At 62.7% G+C, this 17,642-nt stretch carries 18 protein-coding genes; 15 read left to right on the forward strand and 3 right to left on the reverse strand.

What is annotated here, in order from left to right; all coding sequences use genetic code 11:
- The first annotated feature begins 38 nt into the window (after nucleotides 1-38).
- Nucleotides 39-638, forward strand: coding sequence for a cupin domain-containing protein (locus MJ643_RS00405; RefSeq protein ID WP_015270174.1), 600 nt, complete (start codon nucleotides 39-41; stop codon nucleotides 636-638).
- 69 nt (nucleotides 639-707) lie between these two features.
- A complete protein-coding gene (locus MJ643_RS00410) occupies nucleotides 708-1,910 on the forward strand; it encodes an NAD(P)/FAD-dependent oxidoreductase (protein ID WP_208209332.1) in 1,203 nt (400 codons plus the stop codon).
- A gap of 165 nt (nucleotides 1,911-2,075) precedes the next feature.
- On the opposite strand, the gene MJ643_RS00415 is transcribed toward MJ643_RS00410, so the two are convergent.
- Nucleotides 2,076-2,687 (reverse strand): FMN-dependent NADH-azoreductase, encoded by a 612-nt coding sequence (locus MJ643_RS00415; RefSeq protein WP_003258995.1) that lies wholly within the window; start codon nucleotides 2,685-2,687, stop codon nucleotides 2,076-2,078.
- Between the two features lie 133 nt (nucleotides 2,688-2,820).
- Here MJ643_RS00415 and MJ643_RS00420 point away from each other — a divergent pair, with 133 nt between their 5' ends.
- Together MJ643_RS00420 and MJ643_RS00425 are read left to right on the forward strand one after the other, a co-directional pair.
- A complete protein-coding gene (locus tag MJ643_RS00420) occupies nucleotides 2,821-3,723 on the forward strand; it encodes a LysR substrate-binding domain-containing protein (RefSeq protein ID WP_013972466.1) in 903 nt (300 codons plus the stop codon).
- Nucleotides 3,716-4,075 carry an MmcQ/YjbR family DNA-binding protein gene (locus MJ643_RS00425; RefSeq protein ID WP_038409588.1) on the forward strand — a complete coding sequence of 120 codons (360 nt, stop codon included), beginning with the start codon at nucleotides 3,716-3,718 and terminating at the stop codon, nucleotides 4,073-4,075. The genes MJ643_RS00420 and MJ643_RS00425 overlap by 8 nt, the downstream gene beginning before the upstream one ends.
- Nucleotides 4,076-4,196: 121 nt before the next feature.
- On the opposite strand, the gene MJ643_RS00430 is transcribed toward MJ643_RS00425, so the two are convergent.
- Nucleotides 4,197-4,610, reverse strand: coding sequence for a DUF1294 domain-containing protein (locus tag MJ643_RS00430; protein WP_023660800.1), 414 nt, complete (start codon nucleotides 4,608-4,610; stop codon nucleotides 4,197-4,199).
- Complete coding sequence (locus MJ643_RS00435) at nucleotides 4,603-5,433, reverse strand: undecaprenyl-diphosphate phosphatase (protein ID WP_003258998.1); 831 nt, start codon at nucleotides 5,431-5,433, stop codon at nucleotides 4,603-4,605. The genes MJ643_RS00430 and MJ643_RS00435 overlap by 8 nt, the downstream gene beginning before the upstream one ends.
- A gap of 299 nt (nucleotides 5,434-5,732) precedes the next feature.
- On the opposite strand from MJ643_RS00435, the gene mcpP reads away from it, so the two are divergent.
- The 11 genes from mcpP (at nucleotide 5,733) to MJ643_RS00490 (ending at nucleotide 17,636) form a co-directional block, all read left to right on the forward strand.
- Nucleotides 5,733-7,367: a methyl-accepting chemotaxis protein McpP gene (gene mcpP, locus MJ643_RS00440; protein ID WP_013972463.1), complete on the forward strand. Its 1,635-nt coding sequence runs from the start codon at nucleotides 5,733-5,735 to the stop codon at nucleotides 7,365-7,367.
- 294 nt (nucleotides 7,368-7,661) lie between these two features.
- Entirely contained in the window at nucleotides 7,662-8,228 is a 567-nt protein-coding gene (pnuC, locus tag MJ643_RS00445; RefSeq protein WP_013972462.1) for a nicotinamide riboside transporter PnuC, read from the forward strand.
- On the forward strand, nucleotides 8,225-8,794 hold the full coding sequence (locus MJ643_RS00450; protein ID WP_013972461.1) for an AAA family ATPase: 570 nt from the start codon (nucleotides 8,225-8,227) through the stop codon (nucleotides 8,792-8,794). Before pnuC ends, MJ643_RS00450 begins: the two co-directional genes overlap by 4 nt.
- A 298-nt stretch (nucleotides 8,795-9,092) precedes the next feature.
- Nucleotides 9,093-9,527, forward strand: coding sequence for a hypothetical protein (locus MJ643_RS00455; protein ID WP_013972460.1), 435 nt, complete (start codon nucleotides 9,093-9,095; stop codon nucleotides 9,525-9,527).
- A gap of 1 nt (nucleotide 9,528) precedes the next feature.
- Nucleotides 9,529-10,107, forward strand: coding sequence for a hypothetical protein (locus tag MJ643_RS00460; protein WP_013972459.1), 579 nt, complete (start codon nucleotides 9,529-9,531; stop codon nucleotides 10,105-10,107).
- 48 nt (nucleotides 10,108-10,155) lie between these two features.
- The gene (locus MJ643_RS00465) at nucleotides 10,156-11,607 is read left to right on the forward strand and encodes a hypothetical protein (protein ID WP_024087028.1); all 1,452 of its coding nucleotides are present in this window, start codon (nucleotides 10,156-10,158) and stop codon (nucleotides 11,605-11,607) included.
- A gap of 62 nt (nucleotides 11,608-11,669) precedes the next feature.
- Nucleotides 11,670-12,350 carry a C39 family peptidase gene (locus MJ643_RS00470; RefSeq protein WP_013972457.1) on the forward strand — a complete coding sequence of 227 codons (681 nt, stop codon included), beginning with the start codon at nucleotides 11,670-11,672 and terminating at the stop codon, nucleotides 12,348-12,350.
- 46 nt (nucleotides 12,351-12,396) lie between these two features.
- On the forward strand, nucleotides 12,397-13,149 hold the full coding sequence (locus MJ643_RS00475) for a hypothetical protein (RefSeq protein ID WP_023660798.1): 753 nt from the start codon (nucleotides 12,397-12,399) through the stop codon (nucleotides 13,147-13,149).
- A gap of 46 nt (nucleotides 13,150-13,195) precedes the next feature.
- Nucleotides 13,196-14,476, forward strand: a complete 1,281-nt coding sequence (locus MJ643_RS00480; protein ID WP_024087027.1) for a transporter — start codon at nucleotides 13,196-13,198, stop codon at nucleotides 14,474-14,476.
- 135 nt (nucleotides 14,477-14,611) lie between these two features.
- Nucleotides 14,612-16,813, forward strand: coding sequence for an LTA synthase family protein (locus MJ643_RS00485; protein ID WP_024087026.1), 2,202 nt, complete (start codon nucleotides 14,612-14,614; stop codon nucleotides 16,811-16,813).
- Nucleotides 16,814-16,907: 94 nt separating this feature from the next.
- Entirely contained in the window at nucleotides 16,908-17,636 is a 729-nt protein-coding gene (locus MJ643_RS00490) for a thioredoxin family protein (protein WP_023660795.1), read from the forward strand.
- The last annotated feature ends 6 nt before the right edge of the window (nucleotides 17,637-17,642 follow it).

Here is a 17,642-nt window from a genome sequence, read left to right on the forward strand (position 1 = left end):
GCTGTACATACTGCGGCTTTTACGATGGACCGACATGCATGAGCCAACTCCCCCAGCCCCCCGCCAGCGAAGCCGGGGGCGCCGCGCCGCAGTTTCTCGGCAGCCGCATTCGCGGCCTGCGCAAGCGCCGTGGCATGACCCTGGCGGAGCTGGCCGCGCACAGTGAGCTGACCGCCGGCTACATCAGCCAGCTGGAGCGCAACCTCTCCTATCCATCGATTCCGGCGCTGTTCAACATCGCCCGCAGCCTGGGGGTGACCATCCAGTGGTTCTTCGCCAGCGAAGCCATCACTGCGCCCGAAGACCAGGGCTATGTGGTACGACGCAACAGCCGCCTGAGCGTGCATTACGAAGACGGTATCGTCGATCAACTGCTCACGCCCCAGCCCAACCGTCAGCTGGAAATCCTGCATTCGCGCTTCCCTCCGGGCAGCTACAGCCAACAGAGCTACAGCCACGACGGTGAAGAGGCCGGCTACATCCTCAGCGGCAGCTTCGAGCTGTGGGTGGGCGAGCGGCATTTCCAGCTGGGTGAAGGGGACAGTTTCAGCTTCTCGAGCCAGGAACCGCACCGCTACGGCAACCCCGGTGAAGTCGATGCCGTGGTGATCTGGGTGATCACGCCGCCAACATTCTGAAGCATGCTCGCTCCCCAACATCCAGCAACAGGGTCTACCTTGTTAACCGAACTTTAGAGGAGCACAACCATGAAGCAGATCCTGATCATAGGCGCGGGCTTTGCCGGCCTGTGGAGCGCGCTCAGCGCCGCCCGCCAGCTTGACCTCCATGGCCGCAAGGATGTCGAGGTCACCTTGCTTGCACCCCAGGCCGAGCTGCATGTGCGCCCGCGCTTCTACGAACCCGACGTACATACCATGGCCGCGCCGTTGCAGGAGCTGTTCGATGCCGCCAACGTCCGCTTCGTGCAGGGCACGGCCTTTCATATAGATGAAGCGGCCCGCCGTGTGGGCTATCGCACCCGCAGCGGAACCCAATGCACCCTGCCCTACGACCGCCTGATCATGGCCTGCGGCAGCGTGCTCAACCGGCCCGACATGGTCGGCATCGAGCATGTGTTCGATGTCGACAAGCTCGACAGCGCCGCGCGCCTGGAAACCCACCTGAAGTCACTGGCCAACCTGCCCGACACACCGGCGCGCAATACCGTGGTGGTGGCCGGTGGAGGTTTTACCGGCATCGAGACCGCCACCGAACTGCCGGCCCGCCTGCGCGAAATCCTCGGCGAGGACGCGGCATTGCGCGTGGTGGTGGTCGACCGTGGCGCGAGGATTGGTGCGGCCCTGGGTGACGGCATCCGCCCAGCCATCGAACAGGCCTCCGAGGCCCTTGGCGTGGAGTGGATCTGTGGTGCCACGGTAGCCTCGGTCGATTCTGCCGGCGTGGTGCTGGACAACGGCAAGCGCATCGACGCCAGCACGGTGATCTGGACCGTGGGCTTCAAGGCCAACCCGCTCACCGAACAGATCAGTGGCGAGCGCGACCGTCAGGGCCGCTTGCATGTCGATGGCAATCTCAAGGTGAAAGGCAATGATGCCGTGTACGCGGCGGGTGATGTGGCCTACGCCGCCTGCGACGAGGCTGGCAATCATGCGGTGATGTCCTGCCAGCATGCGATTCCGCTGGGGCGTCATGCGGGCAACAATGCGGCAGCCGAGCTGATTGGCGTGGCACCGAAGACCTACAGCCAGCCCAAGTACGTGACCTGCCTGGACCTTGGGGCCTGGGGGGCGGTGTATACCGAAGGGTGGGAACGCACGGTGTCGCCACCGGAGGACAAGGCCGAAGCCAAGGCGTTGAAGGCGCAGATCAATACAGTGTGGATCTATCCGCCGGCGGCCGAACGTGCTGCGGCGCTGGCAGCGGCTGACCCGGCTATTCCAGTGGCCTGAGGTTGATTGTGGGAGCGGCCTTGTGTCGCGAAAGGGCCGCGTAGCGGCCCCAGGATGTCAGCGTTTACACCGAGATCTCTGGGGCCGCTTTGCGGCCCTTTCGCGACACAAGGCCGCTCCCACAGAGTTCGCGCAAGCCTTTGAAGCTTGCGCAAGACAGCAGGATCAGGCAGCAGCAAACAGCTCGTTGGCAATCTGCGCCTGGGCAGCATCGATCGCCTGGCTGCGGTGCTCAGGGCCATAAGCCAGGCCATGGGCGCGGACGATTTCCAGGTCGGTGATGCCGATGAAGCCCAGGAATACCTTGAGGAAGTCCTCATGCCCGGCGCCAGTCGGCTGGCCAGCGTGCAGGCCACCGGCGGTGGACACCAGCACTACCTTCTTGTTGCCGCACAGGCCTTCCGGGCCGGCTTCGGTGTAGCGGAAAGTCTTGCCGGCGACGGCAACGCGGTCGATCCAGGCCTTGAGCTGGGTCGGCACGGTGAAGTTGTACATCGGCGCACCAATCACCACGGCATCGGCAGCCAGGAACTCTTCCAGGGTTTCCGCGCTCAGCTTGGCTTCGAAGGCCTGGGCTGCGTCGCGCATGTCTTCCGGGGTGCCAGCCGCTACCAGGGTAGCCGCGGAGAAGTGGGCGATGGCGTCAGCGGCCAGGTCGCGGTACACCACTTCCACGCTCGGGTCGGCGGCTTTCCAGGCTTCGACCACTTCACGGCTCAATTGGCGGGAGGCGGAATTGTCGCCCAGGATGCTCGAATCGATGTGCAACAGTTTCATGGGATTCTCCTGTGAATGAAGACCGCGACATTGGGCGATCACGATGGGGAGAATCCTACCGACATCAACAATGGCTGATAAGGCAGCAAAAATGCGTTAATTTGTCCTGCTGGTGGAACAGTGAGACATTCCCATGCAAGACCTCAACGACCTTTTCTACTTCGCCCGAGTAGTCGAAGCCGGCGGTTTCGCCGCAGCCGGCCGCCAGCTGGGCATCCCCAAATCGCGCCTTTCGCGGCGTATCGCCGAGCTAGAAGAACGCCTGGGCACGCGCCTGCTGCAACGCACTACACGGCAACTGAAGCTCACCGCGGTGGGCGAGCGCTACCTGCATCACTGCCAGGCCATGCTGCTGGAAGCCGAAGCCGCCGACGAAGCCGTGGCCAGCATGAGCAGCGAACCGCGTGGGCGCTTGCGGGTGTCGTGCCCGGTGGCATTGGCCCACGCCTTTCTGCCGGATGTGATCAGCCGCTTTCTTGCGCAGTACCCGCTGGTGCAACTGGACATGGTGCTGCTCAACCGCCGGGTAGACCTCATTTCCGAAGGTATCGACGTGGCCCTGCGCGTACGCGACCTGGGCGATGAAGACCCGGCCCTGGTCACCCGCCGCCTGCGCCAGGCGCAGATGCAACTGGTTGCAGCGCCCGGTTTCGCCGACCACATCCGCGAACCGGGCCAACTGGCATCATTGCCGGTGCTGGGCGCTGCCGAGGCGGACCGGCTGGTACACTTCCGCCTGTTCGGCCCCCATGGAAAACAGCAGGAAATCGCCCTGGAACCGCGCCTTGCCATCGATGATTTCGTAGTACGTAATGCTGCTGTACGGGCAGGCCTCGGGTTTACCGCGCTGCCCAGCATGTTCTGTGAAGAAGAACTGGCGCGCGGCGAACTGGTGCGCCTGCTGCCGGACTGGTCGCTGCCGGGTGGCTACCTGCAGGCGGTGTACCCGCACCGGCGCGGCTTGCTGCCTGCGGTACGGGTATGGATCGACCACCTGGCGGCGTCGTTCGAGGCCTGTGGAGAAAAGTATGTCTGAGCGAAACATGAGCGAAGCCCAGGTGGCAGCGTTCTGCCTGAGCCTGCCGGGTGCACGGGGAGACTACAAATGGGGCGGCATCCGGGTGTTCTCCGTGGCAGGCAACAAGATGTTCGCGGTGCTCGACCTGGCGGGTGCGGGGTTATCGTTCAAAGTGGCCGACGAACTGTTTCTTGGCTACTGCGACCGCCCAGGGGTGCGGCCTGCGCCGTATCTGGCACGGGCGCGGTGGATCAGCATGGCATCACCCTACCCGCTGGGGCGTGATGAACTGTGTGATCTGTTGCAACGCTCGCACCAGCTGGTGGTGCGGCGGTTGCCGAAGCGGTTGCAGGTGGGATTGCTATTGTGAATTCCCTGTGCTGGCCCTTCCGCGGGTAAACCCGCTCCCACAGGGTTCTCCACTGGGCTGAAGTCTTGTGCTGTACCTGTAGGAGCGGGTTTACCCGCGAAAGGGCCGGCACAATCACATATCAACTGAAGGGCAGATACCGCCCGCCAAGAAACAGCCAGTCCGCCCAGAACACCTGGTGCACCAGCACAATCCCCCAGAACACCAGCTGGTACGACACCTTGCGAGTCTTGTGTCGATACAGCTGCTGCGCCAGCAGCGCCCCAGGCCAGCCGCCCAGCAGCTCACTGGCATGCAGCACCTTCTCGGGCGTACGCCAGGCCTGGGTACGCGCCTGCTGTTTATCCTGCCAATACAGCAGCAGGCTGATCAGGCTCATTGCCGGGTACAACGCCAGCGGCCACCAGGCCTGGTCGACCCAGGCCATGCGCGCCGCGCCCAGGGCGGGCAGCAGGCACAGCAGGCCCAACAGCAGCAGCTTCAGGCGCACATTACGTACGCCCTCCACCCTTTGCCCCCGTGCCACCTCAGCCATGGGCCGTCGCCCAGTCGACCCAGCCGAACTGCCAGGTCGCCAGAATCAGCAGGCCAAAGGCAATGCGATACCAGGCGAACGCCGCGTAGCTGTGGTTGGCAATGAACTTGAGCAGGCCACGCACGGCGATCATGGCAAAGATGAACGAAGTCACGAAACCAATGGCAAATACCGGCAGGTCACCAGGCTGGAACAGGTCGCGGTACTTGTAGCCCGAATACACTGCCGCACCGACCATGGTTGGCATCGCCAGGAAGAACGAGAACTCGGTCGCTGCCTTGCGCGACAGGCCGAACAGCAGGCCACCGATAATGGTCGAACCGGAGCGCGAAGTGCCCGGGATCATCGCCAGGCATTGGATGAAGCCGATCTTCAGCGCGTGGCTCCAGCGCATGTCGTCCACGTGGTCCACCTCCACACGGTGCTCGCGGCGCTCGGCCCAGAGCATGATCACCCCGCCCACCACCAGCGCAGCCGCCACGGTGATCGGGTTGAACAGGTATTCGTGAATCAGGTCGGCGAACAGCACGCCCAGCACCACTGCCGGCAGGAACGCCAGCAACAGGTTACCGGTGAAACGCCGCGCCGTGGGCTGGCTGGTCAGGCCGAAGACCACGTCGAAGATCTTGCCGCGAAACTCCCACACCACCGCCAGGATCGCCGCCAGCTGAATGATGATGTTGAAAGCCATGGCCCGTTCGCCACCAAACCCGATCAGGTCGGCGACGATGATCTGGTGACCGGTACTGGAGATTGGCAGAAACTCCGTCAGCCCTTCGACCACGCCTAAGATGATTGCCTGGAAGGCAGTCCAAAAATCCATCGTTCCCCCGATGGAGCACTGCTCGTTGCAGGCCCCTTGTTCTTGATTTGCTTGAAATTGCCGCGCGCGGCCCGGCTGTTTTACAGCGACTGTTGGGCGTAATGCCAGTAGAAAAGTTCACGCCGCCTAAAGGTTTCATCTTGCGCAGCCGAAATCCTAGCAGAGCGCCTTCGCAATCACCTTGTACAAGCTGCTGCAGACTATTGAATGGATAGCACTTAGCCATTAGTCGTGTGGGGGCCTCGCGCAAAGCATGCTTGGATGCGCCTGAATAAAAAGAACAATGCGGGAGCTGTGGTATGAAAACCCTGAGATCGATGTCTATCAGCCGCCGTCTGTGGCTGATCCTTTTGGTGGCGGTGGCCATGCTGGTGGTATTGGGCCTGCTGATGCTGCGCCAGATCCACGGTGACCTGTACCAGGCCAAAGCGGAGAAAACCCGCCACGTGGTGCAGACCGCAGCCGGTGTGCTGGCCTATTACCAAGGCCTGGAGGCAGCCGGCACGCTCAGCCGTGAAGCGGCCCAGCAACAGGCGCTGCAAGTGGTGCGGGCGCTGCGCTACGACCACGATGACTACTTCTGGATCAACGACCTGGGGCCGAAGATGATCATGCATCCGGCCAACCCCAAGCTCGACGGCCAGGACCTGTCGGCCATCCGCGACCCCGACGGCTTTGCCGTGTTCAACGAGATGGTCGCCCTGGCCCGGCAGCAGGACGCCGGGCCGGTCAACTACCGCTGGCCCAAGCCCGGTGCCAGCGAGCCGGTGGCCAAGACGTCCTACATCCAGCTGTTCAAGCCCTGGGGCTGGATCATCGGCTCAGGCGTGTACGTCGATGACGTGCAGGCCGAATTCACCCGCCAGTTGCGCGACGCCTCGCTGGTGGGCGTGGCCATCGCCCTGCTGATGGCGCTGGTGGTCATGCTGATTGCGCGCAGCATCGCCCGCCCGTTGCAGGAAGCAGTGCAGGCCATGGGCAACATCGCCAGTGGAGAAAGCGACCTGACTCGACGCCTGGATACTCACGGCCGTGACGAAATCACCCACCTGGGCGAGCACTTCAACCGCTTCAATGGCAAGCTGCAAGGCGTGGTCGGCCAGTTACAAGGCGCGGCCCATGCCCTGGCCCGGTCCGCCGGGCATGTCGGCGACAACGCCGGTGCCGCGCAGCAGCACAGCGCCCAACAGTCGCTGCAGATGGACCAGGTGGCCACTGCGGTCAACGAAGTGACTTACGCCGTGCAAGACGTGGCCAAGACCGCCGAGCAGGCCGCTGGTGAAATGCGTACCGCGCAACAGCAAGTGGCACACGGCCAGGAGGCCATTCACGGCAGCCTGGCGCAGATCGACCGGCTGTCGCTGACCATCGACCAGGCCGTGCAGGTGATCCGTGAACTGGCCGGGCACAGCACGCGCATCGGTGGTGTACTGGATGTGATCCGCTCCATCGCCGAACAGACCAACCTGCTGGCGTTGAATGCGGCCATCGAGGCGGCGCGGGCCGGAGAGCAGGGCCGTGGCTTTGCCGTGGTCGCCGACGAGGTGCGCCTGTTGGCCCAGCGCACGGCGCAGTCGACTGCCGAGATCCATACCATGATCGAGCACCTGCAAAGCCAGTCGGACGCTGCGGTCAAAGCCATCGACACCAGCAGCGAGGCCTCGCGCCAGACGGTCGAGCAGGCCCGCGAGGCCGGTGCCAGCCTGGATGCCATCAACCAATCACTGAACAACCTCACGGCGTTGAATGCCTCCATCGCCAGCGCCACCTTGCAGCAGTCGCACGTGGTAGAAGAGATCAACCGCAACGTGCTGGATACTGCCGGGTTGTCTCAGCAGACCGCCGATGCGGCGCGGCAGTCCAGCGATGCCGGGATGGCGCTGGGGCAGCTGAGCGAAGAGCTGGAGCAGCTGTTGCGGCAGTTCCGGGTATAAGGCCAGCCCCTGTGGGAGATGGCCAAGCCCTTTGGGCTGCGCTGTCGCCTAGATAACTGAAATTGCAAGCAATCCGCGTACCCTGTGGGAGCGGCTTTAGCCGCGAAGAACCCAGCGCAGTGCTTGGCACCGGCTGCGCCGGTGTTCGCGGCTAAAGCCGCTCCCACAGGATCCCTGCTGACTCAAAGTTATGTGCAGTCCTATGGGAGTGGCCCCAAAGGCCCCAACGCCCTACACCTTCTTTGGCCGACCAGCTACAATCGCGCCCCTCCTCGTAGTCTCCAAGGATCGCCGATGTCCGGCCTTGAACTCATCGCCGCCGTCCTCGGCGTCACCGCTGTCTGGCTCACGGTCAAGCAGAACGCCTGGTGCTGGCCCATTGGTCTGGTCATGGTGCTGATCTATGGCTGGCTGTTCTACGAGGTGAAGCTGTACTCCGGCATGTTGCTGCAACTGGCCTATGCCATCCTGCAGGTCTACGGCTGGTGGCAATGGAAGCGCCCGGGCCATGCTGAAGACGCCCGCCAGGTCACCCGCCTGCAGCGCCCGGCATTGCTCGTCGGTTTGGCCGGCGGGGTGCTGTTGAGCGCCACCTTGGGCGCGGCGATGGCAACCTGGACCGACGCCGCCCTGCCCTGGCTGGACGCCACCCTGACCGGCTTCAGCCTGGTGGCACAACTGTGGATGGCGCAGAAGCGCCTGCAGTGCTGGCCGCTGTGGGTAGTGGTAGATATCGTCTACGTGGGCCAGTACCTGCACCAGCAGTTGTACTTCACCGCCGGTTTCTTCGCCGTGCTCACACTGATTGCCGTGCGCGGCTGGCTGGAATGGCGCCGTGACCCGGCGTTGGTGCAGCCATGAGCGCGGCACAATCCATGAAAGTACTGGTGCTGTGCGGCCCGGAATCCAGCGGCAAGAGCTGGCTGAGCGGTGTGATCCAGGCGCATTTCGGCGGCGTGGTGGTGGCCGAATACGTGCGCCACTTCATCGATCAGGAACGCCGCGACACCTGCTATGCCGATATCCCTGCCATCGCTCGTGGTCAGCTGGCCTGGGAAGACCAGGCCCGTGAGCAGGCACCGTCGCTACTGATTCTCGACACTCACCTGCTCAGCAACATGCTCTGGAGCCACGCCCTGTTCGGCGACTGCCCGGCCTGGCTGGAACAGTCGTTGCTGGCGCGGCATTACCACCTGCACCTGCTGCTGAGCCCGCAAGGCGTGGATTGGGTTGCCGATGGCCAGCGCAGCCAGCCCGAACTGCGCGACCGCCAGCGCTTTTTCGACGACAGCCTGCACTGGCTGCAACGGCATGAGCAAGCGTACAAAATAATTGAGGGCAATTGGCCACAACGCCAGTTGCTGGCACTGCAAACAGTCGCTAAGCTCATTGATAGCAATACGCCATCCTGCCCCACCGAGTGTTAACCCACTGACACACCCTTGTGGGGCGAAGCCCCTGAAAACATGAGGTCTTGCGGGGCGTCGAAAGTAATGTCAAGGCGCTGAAACACTCTTGCAAAAACCCTTCCAATCAAGGCCAGCACTGACTTTGCCTGCACCACTCGCGGGTGCCTGTTTCAGCCCTGAGACAGAATATGCCGCAGCTTGTCATGGTGCCTACCTTAACCTTTTGATCTGAAACCGCTTCTCGAAAGCGGCACACCTTCTGCTCCGTCGTTCACATCGCTGAACAGGGCCAGCGCTCATTGAAGGAGTTGCCGTCGTGAGGAAAACTGACAAACGCCTTTATCACCTGCTGCTGATGGGCTATGTGCTGGGTTCGTTGAGCCTGACGGCCCAGGCCGACAACGGCATCATCGTGATAACCCGTGATGTGCAGACACGCAACGCTATGGTCCCGCCGTTAAGACCCGACCCCAACCCCACCACCGTCAATGCCAATCCTTCCGCTCACATCCTCAAGCAAACCAACGAACTGAGTGATGGCGACTTCGCCAACATCAGCAGCGGTGCGGGCATCAGCACCCTGATTACCCAGCAGACCAACAACCTGGGCGGCAACCTCAATAACCAATCCCAACTGCCCAACCTGGCCGGTGGCCGCGGTACAGGCTCGGGAAATGGCATCTCGAACATGGTCAACTCGAGTGTGCAGCGCGGCCTGGCGCCGCTGCAGATCCTGACCGGAGGCAAGTGAGATGAAGCACACGCTGCTGATCCTGGTCACGCTGTGCAGTACATCGGCCTTCGCGCAATCCCCGGTCCCCGTGATCAACAACGCCGACATCGACAGCTCGGGCAGCCGTTACCAGGGCAACCTGTCGGTCAACCAGGCAGCCGGCGACCTACAGCAACAGGCCAACGCGCGCGCCTTCGCCGCAGGGCCCGAGGCTGGCGCCACCACGCAGATCCGCCAACGGCTGAACGCCCCCGCAACTTCCGCGATGGACGCGCGCTCGACCATACAGGGCGACGCCTTCAGCAACGGTAGCGGCGCCCTGGGGGTCAACCAGAGCGCCGGCGCCAACACCCAGCAAGCGAACGCACTGAGCATCAGTCTCGGTGCCCAGCCGCAAAGCATCGACGACAGCGTCCTCATGCAACAGAACGTGGCGCTGCTCAACAACTCCGGTCCGATTGACACTTCAACTGGCAATCGCCAGGTCACCACCAGTGACCAGGCCTTCACCGGTAGCCGTGGAGTGATTCAGTTGAACCAGAGTGCCGGGGTGGGAAACCGAATGGCCAACACCTTGAGCATCCGGGTCGCGGATTGACCCATCCAGTTAAGAACAACACTTAACCTAAAAGTACGGAGAATCACCATGAAACCCTCGATGGCAATCAAGCCTCTGGTTTTCGCAATTGCTGCGGTCATGGCTGTTGCTGTACAAGCTGATCAGAACGACCGGCGTGGCGGGCACCACAATGGTCACCACAATAACGGGCATCACACCCCTCCTCCCACCCGGATCCCTGTGTATGCCACAGCCAACGCCATGGACAGCCAACGCAGCACGGGTAACACCATCACCAACCAAGGCACCATCAACGAAGCTGAAATGAGCAGCTCGGCCACAGGTGCAAGCGGCAACGTGGGTGTCAACGTGGCAGCCGGTAACGGCAACCAGCAGGACAATGCTGCGGCTATTGCCAATGCATCGTCCGAGTCCAGCCTGGACAACAGCTTCGTGTTCGGCACCGCCGAAGCCACCGCTGACGTTCGCCAGTTCAGCAACAACAACCGTGTCGACAACTGGTCCACCCAGAACTCGGCAGTCATGGCCGGCTCGGCCGATGGTGCGGAGGGTAACGTCGGCATCAACATCGCTGGCGGCGACCTGAACCAGCAGAAGAACACCATGGCCATCGCCAACACCGGTGCCCCGCTGGGCAATGCCACTGCCACCGCCTCTGCCGACCAGAACGGCCCAGGCCTGACGGTGAACAACGGCGCCGACCGCACCTACCGGGTGGATACGCTGACCATCACCACCACCAAGAGCGGTTCCAGCTCGCGTGAGGGCACGTTCAATTCGACCGACGACCGCAGCTCGTCATCGAGCTTCAGCGTGGCCGGCTCGCGAAGTGCCAGCTCCAGTGGCTCCAGTGGCTGGAACTCCAGCGGTTCGAGCAGCATGAACGCCAGTGGTTCGCACAGTTCCACTGCCAGCGGCTCCAACAGCTGGAACGCCAGTGGTTCGATGGCCGGCAACGCCAGTTCGTCCAGCAGTGCCAGCCTGAGCGCCTCCTTGGCCGCGGCAGCCGATGCGACCCGCACCACGACCACCGATTACGGCCGTCACGAGCGCACTCGCACCGACAGCTTCGATGCCTCGCTCAATGCATCGCTCAATGTGGATGTCGACCACTCGCGGGAAAGCTCTTACGACAAGTCGTTCGAGAAGGCATTCGACTCGTCGTATGACAAGGCTCGCCAATCGAGCTACGAGAAGTCTCGCGACTCCTCGTATGAGAAGGCTCACGAGTCGTCCTATGCCAATGCATCGGAATCGGCGTTTGAAAAGTCTGGCGAGAAATCGTCTCAATCGTCGAACGACGTGTCGAAGAGCTACAGCGAAAGCAGTGCCTACGACTTGAGCAATACCGTGTCCTTCCAAGTGCTGACCCCGACCGGCTGGGCAAACCCTGTTACCAACACTGCAACCCTTAGTGGTTCGGTGAATGGCGGCAGTGGCAACCTGGGCGTGAACGTGGCAGCCGGTGTGGGCAACCAGCAGAGCAACTCGCTGGCCATCTCCAACACCTCGTTCTGATCGCTGTGCTTGAGGCCCCCTTCGGGGGGCCTTTCTTCAACAGAACCGGAAGGCATCCGATCATGCGCATCATTGCCCTGGCGTTTTTGCTGTGCCTGGCCAGCATGAGCGAAGCTGCACAAATGCCGCTGTCCGTCCTGCCGGGCGGCGCTGTGGTGTTCAAGCCCATCCAGAGCATACGCGAGCGCAAGTTCGCCGACCTGGTGCAACAGAAAACCGACTTCAGCTGCGGCGCCGCCGCGCTGGCCACCATCCTGCGCCAGGCCTACTGGCTGGATGTGGACGAGCAACAGATCATCGAAGGCATGCTGGCCCACGCCGACCAGGACCTGGTGCGCACGCAAGGCTTCTCGATGCTCGACATGAAACGCTACGTGGAAAGCCTGGGGATGCGTGCCCGCGGCTACCGGGTGGCACCCGAGACCCTGCACAGCGTGCGCATCCCGGTCGTGGTGCTGATGGACGTGCGCGGCTACAAGCACTTCGTGGTCATGCAGAAGGTCGACAAGGGCTGGGTGTATATCGGTGACCCGGTACTGGGTCACAAGCGCTACAAGGTCGAAGATTTTCTCAAGGGCTGGAACGGCATCATCTTCGCCGTCATCGGCCAAGGCTACGACAAGAACAACATCCTGCTCGACCCGCCCCTGCCGCTGACCGCCAAGGGCCGGGTGAACAACTTCACCCCGGTGCAGGATGCAGAGCTGCTGGACTTCGGTTTCATCAAAAGCGACTTCTTCTAACGACTCTTGCAACGACAAGGAGCACGAGGCTCCGGGGAGCACCCCAATGAAGAACCCATTCTGGCTCGCGATCGCATGCCTGGCCGTCAGCCTTCCCACCCATGCCGAAACGTTCAAGCCCATCGAGCTGAAGGACCATGAGTTGGCGACCCTGCGTGGCCGCTACGTGATGCCGGGGCGGATCGTGAGTTTCGGCATTGTCATGTCCAGCACCTGGCAGAATGCCAAAGGGGACGTGATCGGTGCCACGAGCACGATGCAGATTCAGCAGTCGACCATCAAACCGCAATTCTATGTGTCGTTGATCGACGAAAGCGGCACTGGCACAGCGTCAGCTGGAACCACCGCACCAGGTACCGGTACCGTCACGGGCGGTGCCGGCCTCAACACCACAGAGGGTGTTACCCAGGTGGTACGCGCCGCTGGCGACAACAACACCGCCTACAACGATGTCGCCATCAATGTCTCCAAGGCCAACCAGGCGCCCGCCGTGCAGCCTCAGGGCCAAACACTGGCCAACGGCCAGACGCTGACGGGCGAAAACGGCGCAGGTGCGCTGAGTGTGTCTGCCAGCGGCGTAGGGGTGCAGTTCAATATCAATGCCAGCAACAACCAGGGCAGCAGCGTACAGCGCCTGGCGCAGGGTGGCCTGATGCAGAATTCGACGCTGCTGGGCAATGGCAACCGGGTGAGCAACGTCACCACGCTCAATGTGGTGATGCGTGAAAGCGTGCCTACAGCCGCGTCGCTGAACGGTAGCCTCGATCAGCTCAAAGGTCTTCGCACATTCGGATACTGATCTACGCTCAGTCTCATCAAAAGTAGTCGGCAGGGACGGCAATTCCATGCACCGATCTTTATCGCTCAAAGCTTTTGTGTGTTTGACCACTTTGGCCCCGGCCACATTGCTCTACGCCGCCTCCGACCCACAGGTTGAGGCCCTCAAGCAGGAACTGATGGAACTGAAACGTCGCTACGAAGCCCAGCAGCAAGCGCTGATGGTGCTGGAGCAGCGCGTACGCCAGGTCGAGGAAACCCCGGCAGCACCACCGCCCAAACGCCTGGTCAGGTCCCCGGCCGAAGGGGTCAAGGGCGCACAGACGGTGGCATCGGGCGCACCGGGCACCACCGGCAGCTCCTATGGCCAGGCGCTGACCGCCGACGCCGAACCGGCACAGAGCGTGTCCAACCTGTATGACGAGGCCAGCGGCTTCTTCGGCGGCGGCAAGTTCAGCTTCGAGACCGGTGTCACCTATACCCACTACGATACTCGGGCGCTGGTGCTCAACGGCTTCCTGGCACTGGACTCGATCTTCCTCGGCAGTATCAACCTTGACCGGGTGAAGGCAGATAACTGGACCCTGGACATGACTGCCCGCTACAACCTCGCCCAGCGTTGGCAGTTCGACATCAACGTCCCGGTGGTGTACCGCGAATCCACTTATTCTTCCGGCGGTGCGGGGGGAGCCGGGGCGAGCACCTCGGACGAAACCGTAACCCGCGACCCGGAAATTGGCGACGTCAACGTCGGCGTCGCCTACAAGTTCCTCGACGAAGACGAGACCTGGCCTGACGCCGTCGCTACCTTGCGCATAAAGGCACCGACCGGCAAAGACCCGTATGGCATCAAACTGCGCCAGGTCGAGGGCAACGACAACCTGTCGGTACCGGAAAGCCTGCCGACCGGCAACGGCGTCTGGTCTATCACGCCGGGCATCTCGCTGGTCAAGACGTTCGACCCGGCCGTGCTGTTCGGCAGCCTGTCGTACACCTACAACATGGAAGACTCGTTCAGCGACATCAGCCCACAGGTCAACAGCAAGGTGCCCGGCGACGTGAAGCTGGGCGACTCCTGGCAGATCGGCGGCGGTATCGCCTTTGCCCTGAACGAGAAGATGAGCATGTCGTTCTCGGTGTCCGACCAGTTCGCCCGCAAGAGCAAGATAAAGCCGGATGGCGGTGACTGGCAGTCGATTTCCAACAGCGACTACAACGCAGCCAACTTCAACATCGGCATGACCTTCGCCGCCACCGACAACCTGACCATCGTGCCCAACCTGTCCATTGGTCTGACCGATGACGCGCCCGACTTTTCCTTCAGCCTGAAATTCCCCTACTACTTCTGATACTTGCCCTCGGCCGGGCCCGCGCGAAGGGGCCCGGCTTTGGTTACCAGTCTTGTCCCGGACCGCCTTCCATGCCACGGCCTGTTATCATCAAGCACAGTTGCATGACGATTTAATGGCAAAAGGGATGTTTTCGTGAAGAACCTGTCAGACCACCCACGTACCCGGCTTGTCGCCCTGGCGACCCTGGTACTGGTGATCCCACTGGGTACGCGCGCCATGCTGGGTTGGTCCAACCCGCTCGGTTACCTGTCCGACCTCGCACTCGGCAGCCTGCTGGTCTTGCTGCTGCACCGTCGGCCGTGGTGGTTGGCGCTCCCCGTATTGCTGGCCTGGGCGGCCCTCTGGGTGGCTTCGGCCGAACTGGTCAGCGCGGTCGGCCGTTTGCCCACCAGCGCTGACCTGACATACCTGCTCGACCCGCAGTTCATGGAAAACTCGACCGGTGGCGGCCTGGCCCATGCCTGGCTGCCCTGGATCATGGGCACCGGCCTGCTGGGCTGGCTGGCCATCGCCTGGCGCAGCCGTAGCCAACGCAGCCAACCGCTGCCACGCAAGGCCTGGGCCATTCCGCTGCTGCTGTTTGGCGCCCATTGGGGCAGCCAGCAACTGGTACCTTCCGACGCCGACCAATGGCGGCAATACAACCTCACCCACCAGTTGCTTTCGGCCGGGGCCGGCAACCTGCAGCGCCAGGTCGAAGGCTGGATGGGCCGCACACAAACCTTCACCCCTCTGGCCAGTACCGGCCTGACCCAGTCCGACCTGCATGGCCAGCGGCTGCTCGCCGGGCCAGGCAACGCCCGCAACCTGCTGATCATCACCGTGGAAGGCATCCCCGGGGCCTACCTGCGGCCCAACCGCCAGGCCCTGCACAGCCGCTTCGACGAAGAGCTGATGCCAAAGCTCAGCCAGTGGGCCGAGCGCGGCATGAACACCCCGGACTACGTGCTGCATACCCACCAGACCATCCGTGGCCTTTACGCGATGCTCTGCGGTGACTATGACAAGCTGGCCAACGGCACGCCCAAGGGCATGGAACTGCTGACCCAGAACGAACGCAACCAGGCCTGCCTGCCAGCGCAGTTGCGCCAGGCCGGCTTCACTACCCACTACCTGCAGGGTGCCGGCCTGCGCTTCATGGCCAAGGACCGCATCATGCCGCACATCGGCTTTGACTCGGTGCACGGCCAGGAGTGGTTCCGCAACAAGAACTACCTGGACTTCCCCTGGGGCAAGGATGATCGCTCCTTCTTCGAGGGTGCGCTGGACTACGTCGGCCAGCTGCAAAAGCAGGACAAGCCATGGATGCTGACCCTGCTCACCGTGGGCACCCACCAGCCCTACTCGGCGCCGTTCGAGTACATGGAGCGCTACGACACGCCGAAACAGGCGGCAGTCGCCTACCTGGACGATGCACTCGGTGCATTTCTCGACAACCTCGAACGCCAGGGTGTACTCAAGGACACCCTGGTGGTAGTGACTTCGGACGAGTCCCACGGCATCGACGGTGTGCGCCTGGCCTCGTCCTGGGGCTTCAACCTCACCCTGGCGCCGGAGCAGGCGCAGTTGCCACGGATCAAGCGGGGCACCTACGGCCATATCGACCTGGCCACCTCGCTGCTCGACTACTTTGCGCTGCCCATCCCCATGGCGCTCGGCGGTCGCTCGCTGTACCGCGATTACGACAGCGGTCGTGAAATGATCTCCTACACCAACGGCATGCTGCGCTATCACGACGGCCGGGGTGTGTTCACCGAATGCGACTTCCAGCAGCGCTGCCGGCGTTACGCCAGCGAGGGCTTCATCACCGACCAGGCACGTTACCTTGGCCCCGGCGACAACCTGCTGGGCCAGCAGATCGGTGCCCTCGCCGGGGTGCTCGACCAGTCCCTGCTGCAGACACCGCTCAACCTGCGTTACCAGTTCGGCGGCCCATCGCCGATCCAGCTGCGCAAGCGCATCAAAGATGACTGGGCCGACAACCTGATCGGCGCCCAGTACCTGGAAATGCCCGAGGGTTCGCATACCCGCGTACGGGTCAAGGTACGTTCACTGGACCCCAAGCGCGCAGCCTATATCCAGCTCAAGGCCAAGCAGCTGGAGCAGGACGTACCGCTGGGCTTGCCTTACGAAGTGAAAGTCACTGCCGACGAGCCGCTGGAGATGGAGTTCAGCTTCGACAACCCGACAGCGCGCAAGGCGTTTTCCTTCCATTTGCTGGGCTATGGTGGTGGCCAGGTGGAAATCAGCGACTTCAGTGTGATAACCGCACTGCCAGGGGAAGACGAAGCAGCGGATGAGCTGACCGAAGGGCATATCGCCCATTCGGGCTGAACGGTACCACTCATCGCCGGGCCGCCGCGACCTGTCGATTCAACCCGCCCGTGCTCGACTAGTGTGTGAATCCCCCCAATGTGGAGATAACACCATGAGCACGAGCGAAAGCAGGCACCCGGTGGTTTCCCGCAGCCAGTGGCTGGCGGCCCGCCGGCAGCTGTGGCTGCACGAAAAGGCCTTCACCCACCACCGCGACGCGCTGTCCGCAGCCCGTCGCGCCCTGCCCTGGGTCAAGGTGGAGCACGACTATCGCTTCCAGGGACCGGACGGCGAACTGAGCCTGGCCGACCTGTTCGCAGGCCGCAGCCAACTGCTGGTTTACCACTTCATGTTCGCCGAAGGCTGGAGCGAAGGTTGCCACGGCTGCTCATTCCTGGCCGACCACTTTGACGGCGCCAACCTGCACCTGGCCCATCACGACGTGTCGCTGGTGGCGGTGTCGCGTGCGCCGTATGCCGAGTTCCAGGCATTCCGCCGGCGCATGGGCTGGCAGTTCCCCTGGTATTCGTCACATGGCAGCGGCTTCAACGAGGACTTTGGCGTCAGCGTCGGCAGCGAGGGCCAGCGGCAGTACAACTATGAGCCATATGAGGGCGATGAAAGCGAGCTTCCCGGGCTGAGTGCGTTCTACCGCGAGCAGGACGGCAGCGTGTACCACACCTACTCGACCTATGCCCGCGGGCTGGACATCCTGGTCAACACCTACAACTTCCTCGACATCGCGCCACTGGGGCGCAACGAGGCCGGGACCATGGACTGGGTGCGGCACCATGACCGTTATGACGGGCAGCCGGATAAACCTCACTGCTGCCATACATAACGTGAG

Source organism: Pseudomonas sp. PNPG3 (assembly GCF_023093815.1).
GTDB lineage: Bacteria > Pseudomonadota > Gammaproteobacteria > Pseudomonadales > Pseudomonadaceae > Aquipseudomonas > Aquipseudomonas asiatica.